The organism is Brevibacterium sp. 'Marine' (assembly GCF_012844365.1).
Taxonomy (GTDB): Bacteria; Actinomycetota; Actinomycetes; order Actinomycetales; family Brevibacteriaceae; genus Brevibacterium.
On record NZ_CP051626.1, the window covers coordinates 2,143,352 to 2,155,685 of the forward strand.

General features: G+C 65.2%; 15 protein-coding genes and 1 pseudogene. 5 read left to right on the forward strand and 11 right to left on the reverse strand.

Annotated elements, in window-relative coordinates; translation table 11 throughout:
- The first annotated feature begins 37 nt into the window (after positions 1-37).
- The gene (locus HF684_RS09730; protein WP_169252303.1) at positions 38-772 is read left to right on the forward strand and encodes a hypothetical protein; all 735 of its coding nucleotides are present in this window, start codon (positions 38-40) and stop codon (positions 770-772) included.
- Positions 769-1,446 carry a phosphoserine phosphatase SerB gene (serB, locus tag HF684_RS09735; protein WP_169252304.1) on the forward strand — a complete coding sequence of 226 codons (678 nt, stop codon included), beginning with the start codon at positions 769-771 and terminating at the stop codon, positions 1,444-1,446. Before HF684_RS09730 ends, serB begins: the two co-directional genes overlap by 4 nt.
- Before the next feature lie 124 nt (positions 1,447-1,570).
- Here serB and HF684_RS09740 read toward each other — a convergent pair whose 3' ends face one another.
- The 3 genes from HF684_RS09740 to HF684_RS09750 form a co-directional block, all read right to left on the reverse strand.
- A complete protein-coding gene (locus tag HF684_RS09740) occupies positions 1,571-2,077 on the reverse strand; it encodes a histidine phosphatase family protein (protein WP_169252305.1) in 507 nt (168 codons plus the stop codon).
- 8 nt (positions 2,078-2,085) lie between these two features.
- Complete coding sequence (fabI, locus tag HF684_RS09745) at positions 2,086-2,844, reverse strand: enoyl-ACP reductase FabI (RefSeq protein ID WP_169252306.1); 759 nt, start codon at positions 2,842-2,844, stop codon at positions 2,086-2,088.
- 147 nt (positions 2,845-2,991) lie between these two features.
- Positions 2,992-3,702 (reverse strand): beta-ketoacyl-ACP reductase, encoded by a 711-nt coding sequence (locus HF684_RS09750; RefSeq protein ID WP_169252307.1) that lies wholly within the window; start codon positions 3,700-3,702, stop codon positions 2,992-2,994.
- Positions 3,703-3,832: 130 nt separating this feature from the next.
- Here HF684_RS09750 and HF684_RS09755 point away from each other — a divergent pair, with 130 nt between their 5' ends.
- From HF684_RS09755 to HF684_RS09765, 3 genes are read left to right on the forward strand one after another with little or no spacing between them, the layout of a single operon-like run.
- Positions 3,833-4,381: a DUF3099 domain-containing protein gene (locus HF684_RS09755; protein WP_169252308.1), complete on the forward strand. Its 549-nt coding sequence runs from the start codon at positions 3,833-3,835 to the stop codon at positions 4,379-4,381.
- A complete protein-coding gene (locus HF684_RS09760; RefSeq protein ID WP_025778416.1) occupies positions 4,378-4,590 on the forward strand; it encodes a hypothetical protein in 213 nt (70 codons plus the stop codon). Before HF684_RS09755 ends, HF684_RS09760 begins: the two co-directional genes overlap by 4 nt.
- Positions 4,587-5,492 (forward strand): SURF1 family protein, encoded by a 906-nt coding sequence (locus HF684_RS09765; RefSeq protein ID WP_169252309.1) that lies wholly within the window; start codon positions 4,587-4,589, stop codon positions 5,490-5,492. The genes HF684_RS09760 and HF684_RS09765 overlap by 4 nt, the downstream gene beginning before the upstream one ends.
- Positions 5,493-5,543: 51 nt before the next feature.
- Here HF684_RS09765 and HF684_RS09770 read toward each other — a convergent pair whose 3' ends face one another.
- The 8 genes and pseudogenes from HF684_RS09770 to sufD form a co-directional block, all read right to left on the reverse strand.
- Positions 5,544-7,142, reverse strand: a complete 1,599-nt coding sequence (locus HF684_RS09770; RefSeq protein WP_092013696.1) for an ABC-F family ATP-binding cassette domain-containing protein — start codon at positions 7,140-7,142, stop codon at positions 5,544-5,546.
- A gap of 179 nt (positions 7,143-7,321) precedes the next feature.
- Positions 7,322-7,777: pseudogene (locus HF684_RS09775) on the reverse strand (ribonuclease H); the annotation flags it as partial.
- Between the two features lie 176 nt (positions 7,778-7,953).
- Positions 7,954-8,289 (reverse strand): metal-sulfur cluster assembly factor, encoded by a 336-nt coding sequence (locus HF684_RS09780; RefSeq protein WP_025778421.1) that lies wholly within the window; start codon positions 8,287-8,289, stop codon positions 7,954-7,956.
- On the reverse strand, positions 8,282-8,761 hold the full coding sequence (gene sufU, locus HF684_RS09785) for a Fe-S cluster assembly sulfur transfer protein SufU (protein WP_169252311.1): 480 nt from the start codon (positions 8,759-8,761) through the stop codon (positions 8,282-8,284). The genes HF684_RS09780 and sufU overlap by 8 nt, the downstream gene beginning before the upstream one ends.
- Before the next feature lie 16 nt (positions 8,762-8,777).
- Positions 8,778-10,028, reverse strand: a complete 1,251-nt coding sequence (locus HF684_RS09790) for a SufS family cysteine desulfurase (RefSeq protein ID WP_169252312.1) — start codon at positions 10,026-10,028, stop codon at positions 8,778-8,780.
- On the reverse strand, positions 10,028-10,783 hold the full coding sequence (sufC, locus tag HF684_RS09795) for a Fe-S cluster assembly ATPase SufC (RefSeq protein ID WP_101553527.1): 756 nt from the start codon (positions 10,781-10,783) through the stop codon (positions 10,028-10,030). Before sufC ends, HF684_RS09790 begins: the two co-directional genes overlap by 1 nt.
- 27 nt (positions 10,784-10,810) lie before the next feature.
- Positions 10,811-11,128 (reverse strand): non-heme iron oxygenase ferredoxin subunit, encoded by a 318-nt coding sequence (locus tag HF684_RS09800; protein WP_035320342.1) that lies wholly within the window; start codon positions 11,126-11,128, stop codon positions 10,811-10,813.
- A gap of 2 nt (positions 11,129-11,130) precedes the next feature.
- A complete protein-coding gene (sufD, locus tag HF684_RS09805; protein ID WP_169252313.1) occupies positions 11,131-12,306 on the reverse strand; it encodes a Fe-S cluster assembly protein SufD in 1,176 nt (391 codons plus the stop codon).
- Between the last annotated feature and the right edge of the window lie 28 nt (positions 12,307-12,334).

A 12,334-nucleotide genomic window follows, 5' to 3' on the forward strand; every position in this document is an offset into this window, starting at 1 on the left:
GACTCTATCGCAGACGGGCCGTCTATCCTGGTTCGACATGGACCTGACGACCGACTCACTGCTGCTGACCCTGGCACTCAACCACCGACTGCGCTCGACCCTGCCCCCTGACGAGGTGACCTCTGCCTTCCTCGACGATGATCGTGATGTTCCTCTCATCGTCTCCGATGAGGTCTTCGACTCGTCCGTGCCCACCGGGCTTCTGCTCTTCATCGCCGAGGCGGCCGCCGCCGGAATCACTCATGCGCGCTTGGCGCTCCACCACCCATCCCTGCCGCATACGACGCCCCCGGTCGATCGCGCCGCCCGAACGAAGGTCGGACGCCACACCGCCCCCGTCATCCTCCACCGCGGTGACGAGCAGGCGGCGATCGCCCTCATCGGCGCCGAAGCGAACGTGGAGATCCTCGCCTGTGCGCCCACCGTCTTCCGCCCCGTCTCGGTCGGAACCGCTCCGGAGGCGCTGCGGCGGCTGCGCCTGCTGGTGATGGAGGGCCTGCGCCTCATCGAGACCATCGACGTCCCCGAGGACTGGCGGCAGGGACCGTGGCGGGATTGGCAGGAGGAGCTGTCGACGATGCATCCGATCTCCCGACTCATCCCCACCGAGGCGGATTCCCGAGCGATCTACGCCGCCCTCGACATCCACCACCGGATGCGCAGCGTGCTCGCCCCTGCGACGGTCGCCCCACCCGAGTTCGGTGCACTGCTGTCTCAGCTGCACCCCGCCGCCGCGGACTACATCATGGCGGTGGCTACGATGAAGGGGTGAATGAGACGCCTGAGGCCACAGCCTCCCAGATCCCCGTCCAACTGCTCGTCATGGACGTCGATTCGACGTTCATCAACGAAGAGGTCATCGACCTCATCGCCGCCCATGCCGGGGTCGGAGACCAGGTCGCCGACATCACCGAACGCGCCATGGCCGGTGAGCTCGACTTCGCCGAATCCCTGGCCGAACGGGTCGCCCTGCTCACCGGGCTGCCGGAGACCGTGCTCGATGAGGTGCGGGAGCAGATCACCCTCACCGAGGGAGCCGCCGACCTGGTCTCGGCCGTGCACGCCTCAGGTGGCCAGGTGGCGCTGGTGTCGGGCGGCTTCACCGCCATCATCGCTCCCGTCGCCGCACAGTTGGGCATCACCGACGTCTTCGCCAACGGACTCGACATCCATGACGGGCTGCTGACCGGGCGGACGAACGGCCGTGTCATCGACCCGAGCGCCAAGGCCGAGATCTTCGAGGACCTGCTCGCTGCCGGCGGATACGATCGTGCCGCCTCGGTGGCGGTCGGGGACGGCGCCAATGACATCGGCATGATCGAGGCCGCTGGTCTCGGAGTCGCCTTCTGTGCGAAGCCGGCTCTCGTCGCCGCAGCGGACGCGTCCGTGGAGACACGTGACCTGCGTGCCGTGATCGACCTTGTCGCTGCCCGTGCAGACGTGTGAACGATCCCGCCGAGGGTGTGGCACCGGTGCCATCGGCCGCTGACTGACCGAAGACGCCTGTGGCGCTGACGAATCTTTCGTCAGCGCCACAGGCGTCTGAGATCGCGTCGTTCAGGCGGAGCGTTCAGACTCCGTGGAAGACCCGGATCTGCGGGGCAGGAAAGTGCCCCGGCTCCACGTCCCAGCTCTCGAGGTCGAAGACCGCGATCGAGGAGGGACGGAACGTATCGGGAACCCCGCCTTCCGGATTGAGGTGGCCGACCACCTCGGCGACGGTGGGCTGGTGGCCCACGATATACGCGCACTGCGCATCCGCGGGGATTGAATTGATCGCATCCAGCCAGTCGTCGACGGACCCGGCGTAGAGCGAGGGATCCTCACTCAGGGTCAGCTCACCCGGTTCGTCGAGGTTACCTCCATGAGCGCGGTTGACCGCTTCGACAACGGCCTGACCGGTCTGCACGGTGCGCCTGGCCGCCGAGGCGATGGCCACATCGGGTGACCAGCGCTCGGCGATCTCGGCTCCGGCTTCGACGGCCTGAGCCAGGCCCTTGGCATCCAGGGACCGTTCGAAGTCGGTGGGACCATGCGCTTCCGCCTTGGCGTGGCGGGCGAGGATGAGCACAGGCATGGGATGTCTCAGGCTCCGGTGGAGTGGAATCCGCCGTCGACGTGGATCATCTCGCCGGTGGTGGCGGGGAACCAGTCGGAGAGCAGGGCGACGATGGCCTTGCCGGCAGGGGTGGTGTCCGTCTGATCCCAGCCCAGGGGTGCGCGGTCGCCCCACATGTCTTCGAGCGTTCCGAAACCGGGGATGGAGGTGGCGGCGGTGGTCTTCAGCGGTCCGGCCGAGACGAGGTTGACGCGCACGCCGTCTTCGCCGACGTACTTGGCGAGGTAGCGGGCGGTCGATTCGAAGGCGGCCTTGGCCACACCCATCCAGTCGTAGACAGGCCAGGAGATGGTCGCATCGAAGGTCAGCCCGACGATTCCGGCGCCCTTGTTGAGCACGGGCTTCGCGGCCACGGCGATGGCCTTGAGCGAGTAGGCGGAGACGTGGATGGCCGCGGACACGGAGTCCCACGGGGTGTCGAGGAAGACTCCGCCGAGGGCGTCCTTCGGTGCGAAGGCGATGGCGTGGACGATTCCGTCGATGTTGCCGCCGAGGCGCTCGGGCAGGGCGTTCAGATCCTCTTCGTTCGTGGCGTCGAGTTCGATGACCTGCGGGGTCTGCGGCAGACGTTCGGCGATCACCTGAGTGATCTTCATCTGGCGGCCGAAGCTCGAGAGGATGACCTCGGCTCCCTGCTCCTGTGCGATGCGAGCAGCGGCGAAGGCGATCGAAGCCTCGGTGAGCACGCCGGTGACGAGAATGCGCTTTCCGTCAAGAATTCCCATGGTGGTCCTTTCGAAAGGAAGGTGGTTGCGTGTGCATGACGCCGCTTCGGGCGGTGTCTCTGTATCGAAGTCTACGGGCTGTGGCCCGGCGGGGCCGCATCGTCTGCGGCCCAGGATCCGGTTGTGACCGGCCCAGCACCGTCTGGGTCAGTGGCCCATTCCCAGTCCGCCGTCGACGGGGATGACGGCACCGGAGATGTACGCGGCTTCATCGGAGGCCACCCAGCGGACGACCTTGGCGACCTCGTCGGCCTCGGCGAAGCGTTTGGCCGGAATCGTCGACAGGTACTCTGATCGCTGCTTCTCGCTGAGCTCATCGGTCATATCCGTGCGGATGAAGCCGGGGGCGACGACATTCGCGGTGATTCCGCGGGAGCCGACCTCGCGGGTGATGGAGCGGGCGAAGCCGACGAGACCGGCCTTCGACGCCGAGTAGTTCGCCTGGCCGGGGACGCCGTAGAGTCCCGACACCGACGAGATGAGGACGATGCGGCCCCTCTTCGCGCGGATCATCCCGGTGATTCCGCGCTTGACGGTGCGGAAGGCACCGGTGAGATTCGTGTCGATGACGGATTCGAATTCGTCATCGTTCATCCGCATGAGCAGATTGTCGGCGGTGATTCCGGCATTGGCCACGACGACCTCGACGGGGCCGAGCTTCTCCTCGATCTCGGTGAACGCCCGATCGATCGATTCGCTGTCGGTGACATCGGCGGCCACGGCAAGAGCACCCTCCGGGGCCTGACCGTTGCGGGAGGTGACGGCCACCTTGTCCCCTTGGGCGAGGAACTCCTCGGCGATGGTGCGGCCGATTCCGCGATTGCCGCCGGTGACGAGGACTGTGCGTGGTTCTGACACGTGGGTCTCCTGTTGATCGACTGTGTTCTTCACATCTGTCGTGGACAAACCTATCCTGTTCTTCGGCCCATGGATACGACTCTCACAAAGGACGAGTATCATGTTTGGCAGTCATCGATCGAAGAAGGATATGGTCAGGCACGCTCAGCAGATCACAACGGCAGACACCGCCCTTGATGACGATATGCGGTCTCGGATCATCAAGTATTCGATCACCATGGGCATCAGGACGGTCTGCTTCGTGGCCGCCTATTTCGCTTTCGTCGCCGATCTGCACATCCTCATGTGGATCTGCGTGGCAGGTGCCGTCGTCCTCCCCTACCCTGCGGTGATCTTCGCCAATGCGGGCCGCGAACGCACCAGCGATGATCGTTCCGCACTGCTCGAACCGGCCCCGCTGGCGGAGCTGCCGCCGGCGCGCGGTGAGACGATCTCCGGCGACACCCTCGACGGGGAGACCGTCGAAGAGGAAACAGTCGACGACGCAGATCCCGGAGGCGGCGCAGATCCCCGAGGCGGCGACCCGGACGGGACCGACCCCGACGCGACCGATTCAGGCGCGGATCACCAGCACGAAACGATCCGGGGCGAGACGGTCCCGGGAGAGACCATCCCGGGAGAAACCGTCCAAGGTGAGACCGTCGACGACAACGACGACGACAGGAGGGACCAGGTTTGAGCGAGCAGCTGCAGTGCTCCGCGAAGGAATGCCGGGCGTTCGCGACCCGCGCCCTGCTGTGGAACAACCCCCGCGTCCACACCCCTGAGAGGAAGAAGACGTGGTTGGCCTGTGATGAGCATCTCGTCTATCTGCGTGACTTTCTGACGCTGCGCGACTTCTTCATCACCGACGTCTCCGTCGACGAGATTCCAGAGGATGCAGGTTGAGCCGTTATTCCTTCCTCTTCTCCGCACGCTGGCTCAAATACATCGCCATGGCGATCATCGTCATCATCGCCTGCGTGTTCCTCGCCCTGTGGCAGAAGGACCGCCGCGATCAGCGCGAGCAGGAGATCGCGACGATCACCGCGAACTACTCCGCCGACCCCGTCGACATCACCTCGGTGCTCTCGACACCGGATTCCACGCTGGGCACCACCGATGAGTGGACCCAGGTGGAACTGACCGGTGAGTACTCCGACTCCGACACCGTCCTCGCGCGCAACCGCACAGTCGGAGACGAACCCGGCTTCTATGTGGTGACTCCGTTCGAGATCAGCGGCGGTTCGACGATCGCCGTCGTCCGCGGATTCACCGCCGAACAGGATTCCGTGCCGCCGGCGCCGCAGGGTGAGCAGACCGTGGTCGCTCATCTGCGTCCCGCTCAGGACGGGTCCGAGGATGAGAACCCGAAGGGCCTCATCAAAGCCATCGATCCCGCGCGCATTCCCGGAATGGATGACGCCTATTCGCATGTCTATGTCGAGGCCTCACCAGCGGAGACCGGCGGTTCCCCGGAAGAAGCACTGACCCCGCTGCCGATGCCCGAGCTCGATCCGGGCAACCACCTGTCCTATATGCTCCAGTGGTTCGCCTTCGGGATCATGATCATCATCGCCGTGGTCATCTCGGCCCGCCGTGAACGCAAGGCCGCCGCCGAGGCGGTCGAACACGGCGCTGCTGCCGAAAATGACATGGTCGTCATCGACAAAGCCGCGCTCGATGCGGGGGCGAAGATCAGCCAGCCGGGCAGCCGCTACGGCCGCAACCGCTGGGCCTCGCCCACCGTGCGCGGGCAGGCAGAAGCCGACGAGGATGCCCTGTTCGAGGAGCGCTTCCGTTCCCAGTGAGCCGATCAGCCGGGTGAGGCCGACCGGCTCAGCCGAGTGCGTTGAACCGGCTCAGGCGAGCGTGACGAGGTCGAGGTACGTGTCGTTCCACAGATCCTCGTCGCCGTCGGGCAGCAAGAGCACGCGGTCGGGATCGAGCGCGGACACCGCACCTTCATCGTGGGTGACGAGCACGATCGCACCTTCGTAGCGGCGGATCGCCGAGAGGATCTCCTCACGGGAGGCGGGATCGAGGTTGTTCGTCGGCTCGTCGAGCAGCAGCACGTTCGCACTCGAGACGACAAGAGTGGCCAGCGCCAGACGTGTCTTCTCTCCACCGGAGAGTACTCCGGCAGGCTTGTGCACATCGTCACCGCTGAACAGGAACGATCCGAGCACATTGCGCACCGCGGTGTCATCGAGATGCGGGGAGTTCCTCGACATGTTCTCCAGAACGGTGCGCTCGAGGTCGAGAGTCTCGTGCTCCTGCGCGTAGTATCCGAGCTTGAGACCGTGTCCCGGCACGACCTCTCCGGAATCGGGTTCGTCGAGTCCGGCGAGCAGTCGCAGCAGAGTCGTCTTGCCGGCCCCGTTGTAGCCGAGTACGACGACTCGTGTGCCCTTGTCGATTGCGAGGTCGACACCGGTGAACACCTCGGTCGAGCCGAAGCTGCGGGAGAGTCCCTCGGCCGTCAGCGGCACACGACCGCAGTCGGCCGGGGCGGGGAAGCGCAGATTCGCAACCTTCTCCGTGGCGCGTTCGTCCTCGAGCCCGGCGAGCAGTCGGTCGGCGCGCTTGGCCATCTGCTGGGCGGCGACCGTCTTCGTCGCCTTCGCCATCATCTTGTTCGCCTGGGCGTTGAGCGCCGCAGCCTTCTTCTCGGCATTGGCACGTTCGCGGCGGCGACGCCGCTCATCGTCCTCACGCTGTTTGAGGTAGAGCCGGTAGCCCATCGAATAGATGTCGATGGTCTGACGCGTGGCATCGAGGAAGAAGACCTTGTTGACCACCTCGTCGATGAGGTCGAGGTCGTGGCTGATGATGATCAGACCACCGGAGTAGGCCTTGAGATGGTCGCGCAGCCACAGCACGGATTCCGCGTCGAGGTGGTTCGTCGGCTCGTCGAGGATCATCGTGTCCGGAGCCGAGAACAGGATCCGGGCGAGTTCCACACGCCGGCGCTGACCGCCGGACAGCGTCCCGATCTCCTGGCTGATCAGTGCCTCGTCGAGGCCGAGGTTCGCGGCGATGGCGAAGGCTTCGGACTCGGCTGCATAGCCGCCGGCGGCGATGAACTCGGCTTCGATGCGCGGGTACCGGTCGATGGCCTTCGTCGCCACCTTCTCGTCCGGAGAGGCCATCTGCCGTTCGGCCTTGCGCAGACGCTTGACGAGGACATCGAGGTCGCGCACCGAGAGGATGCGTTCCATTCCGGTGGCGGTGAGGTCACCGCTGCGCGGATCCTGCGGCAGATAGCCGACGGTGCCGGAGATCGACACGGATCCGGATTGAGCCGGGTGTCCGCCCATGATCACCTTGGTCAGGGTCGTCTTGCCGGCGCCGTTGCGGCCGACGAGACCGACACGGTCGCCCTTGTCGACGCGGAAGGACACTTCGGACATGAGTGTGCGGGCGCCGACGGCGACTTCGAGGCCGGAGGCCTGAATCATTCTGTCTCCAAACTGCGGCCGATGAGTTCGGCCAGAAATTCTTGGGGGTGGATGCCGCGGGCCTGTGCCCGGGCGACGAGTTCATCCGCGACTGAGGACGGGACGCGACAGGACACGACGGTGGAGTTCGGCTCTGCCGGTTCGTCGTCTGCCGTCGCGGTCGACGTGCCCGCGGGGACGTATCCGGGGCCCTCCGGCACGGGCGTGCCCTTCTGGAAGGCGGTGGCGGCCGCGCGGGCGCGATCATCCGCAGCCTCATTGAGTTCGTGGTTGTTGTGGCCCTTGACCCACTCGAACTCGACCGTCCGCCCGCTCAATGCCTCATCGAGAGACGCTAAGAGGTCCTTGTTGAGGACTTCTTTTCCATCGGCCTTCTTCCACCCTTTGCGCTTCCACCCCGGCATCCATTTGGTCAGGGCGTTGATGACGTACTGCGAATCACAGTATATCTTCAGCCCGTCATCGCTGTCCGCGGTCGACCGGAGCAGGTCGAGGACGGCCATGAGCTCACCGCGGTTGTTCGTCGCGTTCTTCCACCCGCCGGCATGCCAGGAGGTGTCGTCGATGTACCAGGCCCACCCGGCGGGTCCGGGGTTGCCGAGTGCGGATCCGTCGGCGGCAGCGATGATCGTCAATGGGTCTCCTTGGAAAGTCGGATTCCATTCTTTCACGCCGCACTCGGGATCTCCGGCCGCGGGGCGGTGATCTCCGCGACCCTGCCCGGAGACGATGGCCGGATCGGACGACGATCGCCGAGGCGGGGCGACCTGAGAAGGTCAGCCCCGCCTCGGCGATGGTGTTCAGTCTTGGATCAGATGTTGAATCCGAGGGCGCGCATCTGTTCGCGGCCGTCCTCGGTGATCTTCTCCGGACCCCATGGCGGCATCCAGACCCAGTTGATCCGGTAGGCCGGCACGATCCCCTCGAGCGACTGTGCGGTCTGGTCCTCGATGACGTCGGTCAGCGGGCAGGCCGCCGAGGTCAGGGTCATCTCGATCACGGCGGTGCCGTCGTCTTCGACCGAGAGTCCGTACACGAGGCCGAGGTCGACGATGTTGACACCGAGCTCGGGATCGACGACGTCCATCATCGCCTCGCGCACTTCGTCGACGCTGGCATTCTGCGGTGCGTCAATGACTTCAGGCATTGTGTTTCTCCTCACGAGCTGCTTGTGCTTGGTTGAGTGCGTCCTTGAACGCCATCCATGCCAGGAGAGCGCATTTGATCCTGGCCGGGAACTTCGACACTCCGGTGAACGCCGCGGCGTCCCCGAGAATCGACTCATCCGCGTCCATTGTCCCACGGGAATGCATGAGTTCGTGGAACGCGCCTTCGATCTCGAGCATCTGCGACACGGAGGAATCGGCGGCCAGTTCGGACAGCACTGAGGCCGAGGCCATCGAGATCGAACAGCCGTCTCCGGTCCACCGCACCGCGATCGTGCCGTCATCACGCAGTTCGGTTTCGAGTTCGATCTCATCGCCGCACGTGGGGTTCACCTGATGCGAATGTCCGTGCGGTGACTCTGCTGCGTCACGGAGCAGTTCGGTGTTGCCGATGCGTGCCCGCGACTGGTCGAGGATGACCTGCTGGTAGAGCTGCTGCATCTGTGTGCTCATCGGTTCGCTCCCCTCCTCATGCGGCTCCGAAGAAGGGCCGCACTTCCGCCAGAGCAGAAAGGAAGCGGGTGCAGTCTTCGACGTTGTTGTACAGATACGTGCTCGCCCGCGTCGAGGCGGTGACCCCGAAGCGGCGGTGCAGCGGCTGAGCGCAGTGGTGGCCCACCCGCACGGCGATGCCCTGCGAGTCGAGATACTGTCCGACGTCGTGGGCGTGCACGCCGTCGACGTCGAAGGCCACCGTCCCGATCCGGTCTTCGGCCTCGCCGAGGATGCGGATTCCGGGGATCTGGCCGATCCCGTCGAGGAGGACTCGGGCGAGCTCCTTCTCATGTTCGAGAACATTGTCCAGCCCCACCTCGGTGAGGTAGCCGATCGCTGTCGCGAATGCCGCCACCTCGGCGACCGGCTGCGTGCCGGCCTCGAACCGCTGCGGAGCGGGCATGAACGCGGTCTCGTCCATGGTCACCGTGGTGATCATGGATCCGCCCGTGAGCACCGGCGGCAGAGCGTCGAGCAGCTCCGCCTTGCCCCACAGCGCACCCAGACCGGTGGGGCCGAGAGCCTTGTGGGCGGAGAAGGCGGCGAAGTCGACGTCGAGGTCGACGAAGTCCACGGGCATATGCGGTACGGACTGGCAGGCGTCGAGCACGACGTAGGCTCCGACGGCGCGGGCCCGTTCGACGAGGCGGTCGACCGGGTTGATCGTGCCGAGGACGTTGGAGACGTGCGTGAACGCGAGCACCTTCGTCGATTCGTCGACGATCGTGTCGAGGTCGGTCAGATCGAGTTCACCGGAATCGGTGACCGGCAGCCAGCGCAGCTGTGCTCCTGTGGAGGCGGCCAGCTGCTGCCACGGCACGAGATTCGCGTGATGCTCCATCTCGGTCACCACGATCGAATCACCGGGGACGAGGGCGAAGCGCTCCGCGTCGTCTCCCCCGAAGCCGTGGCTGGCCCGATCCATGCCGAGGGCCACGATGTTGAGCGCCTCGGTGGCGTTCTTCGTCCAGCACACCTGCTCCGGTGTCCCGCCGACGAGTCCGGCAGCCGCGATCCGACCGTTCTCGAAGGCGTCCGTGGCCTCGACGGCCAGGGAGTGTGCGCCCCGGTGGACGGCGGCGTTGCGCTGCTGGAAGTACTCGACGAAGGTGTCGATGACGCACTGCGGCTTCTGCGATGTCGCGCCCGAGTCGAGATACGACAGCGGCGACTCCCCGACCCTCACATCGAGGATCGGGAAGTCGCCCCTCAGACGTGAGAACATCAGGCCTTCTGGAAGAAGCGGTCGTAGCCTTCGTTCTCGAGGCGTTCGGCCAGTTCCGGTCCGCCTTCCTCGGCCACCTTGCCCTCGATGATCACGTGGACGTGATCGGGCTTGATGTAGTTGAGGATGCGCGTGTAGTGGGTGATGAGCATGATGCCGACGTCGGTGGCGTCCTTGACGCGGTTGACGCCTTCGGACACGATGCGCAGCGCGTCGACGTCGAGGCCGGAGTCGGTCTCGTCGAGGACGGCGAACTTCGGCTTCAGCATCTCGAGCTGCAGGATCTCGTGACGCTTCTTCTCGCCACCGGAGAAGCCTTCGTTGACGTTGCGCGAAGCGAAGGCGGGATCGACGCGGAGGTTCTCCATGGCCTGCTTGAGGTCCTTGGTCCAATTGCGCAGCTTCGGAGCTTCACCGTCGATGGCGGTCTTGGCCGAACGGAGGAAGTTCGTCACGGTCACGCCGGGAACCTCGACGGGATACTGCATGGCCAGGAACAGTCCGGCCTTGGCACGCTCGTCGACGGACATCTCGAGGACGTCCTCACCGTCGAGGGTGACCGAACCGGAGGTCACTTCGTACTTGGGGTGGCCGGCCAGCGCGTAGGCCAGGGTCGACTTGCCGGAGCCGTTGGGGCCCATGATGGCGTGGGTCTCGTTCGTGTTGATGACGAGGTTGATGCCGTTGAGGATGGGCTTGAGACCGGTATCGGTGTTGACACCGACGTGCAGGTCTTCGATTGTGAGAGTGGACATAATGATCCTTCTTCTTCGGTCTTGAGGTCAGTTCAGGGTGGTGTTCGGGTCGACGAGGATGCGACCGGCGATCTCTTTGCAGTCATAGACCGCGACGGGTTCGAACGCCGGCGGATTCACCGGTTTGCCCGTTGTGAGGTCGAACTGCGAGCCGTGCAGCCAGCATTCGATTGTGCAGTCCTCGACGTCTCCTTCGGCCAACGACACCTCACCGTGGGTGCACAGGTCGTCGATGGCGTGGATGGTGCCGTCGGAGTCGCGAGCGATGCAGATCTCATACTCGCCGACCTCGATGCGCATGGTGCCGCCGGGAGCCACCTCGTCGGCGGCCGCCACGTCGATCATGGTCACAGAACACTCCGGGACAGTTCGTCTTCGATGCGTTCGTTGAGCACGTCTTCGATCTCGGGCACCTGGATCTTCTGGATCACTTCGTTGAAGAATCCGCGGACCACGAGCTGACGGGCGACGTCCTCGGGGATGCCGCGGCTCATCAGGTAGAACAGGTGCTCCTCATCGAAGCGACCCACCGAGGAGGCGTGACCGGCACCGGCGATGTCGCCGGTCTCGATCTCGAGGTTCGGCACCGAGTCGGCGCGGGCGCCGTCGGTGAGGATGAGGTTCCGGTTGAGCTCGTAGGTGTCGATGTCGAGGGCTTCGGGACGGATGAGCACATCGCCGATCCACACGCTGCGCGCGTCCTTGCCCTGCAGAGCGCCCTTGTAGTGGACGTTCGACTGGGCCTTCGGTGTGTTGTGGTCGATGTAGGTGCGGTGCTCGAGGTGCTGACCGGCATCGGCGAAGTAGAGTCCGAGCAGTTCGGCCTCTCCCCCGGCTGCCGAGTAGCGCACGTTCGTGTTCAGGCGCACCACGTCGCCGCCGAGGGTGATGTGGATGTGCTTGAACTTCGCGTCCTTGCCCACGATCGCATCGTGCTGGCCGAGGTGCTGAGAGCCGTCGTCCCACAGCTGCAGCGATACGAAGGTCACGTCCGCGCCATCGCCGATGACGAGGGAGACGAGCTCGGAGTACCGGGCCAGTCCCTCGTGTTCGACGACGATGGTCGCCTTCGAGTTCGCTCCGACCGTGACGACGACATGGCCGTGGCCGAGTGCCTCACCGGTGCCGTCGGCGTGGATGATCGCGGCCCGCTCGAGCTCGGTGTCCGCGGGGATCGAGTAGTGCGTCACCGCAGAGGCGCGGTTGGCGGCGACGGCCGCAGCGCGGTCCTCGGGTTCGAGGATGCCCAGTTCCTGAGCCGACTCGAGCGAGATCTCCTCGACGGACAGGCCTGCGGGCAGATCCGACTCGAACTTCAGCGTCGCCTCGGTGGCGGTGTCCTCGAAGAACTCGCTGAACTTGCGGACGGGAGAGAAGCGCCATTCCTCCTCCCGGCCGGTGGGCACGGGGAAGTCGGCGACATCGAAGCTGCGCGTGCGCGCATCGCGCTTCGAATCGGGCACCTGGACCTCGGAACCGTGCGAGTGCTCCGAAAGGCCAAGCGGATTGGTGGTATCAGTCACAGATTTACTCCTTTGAGTGCAGTGGGCG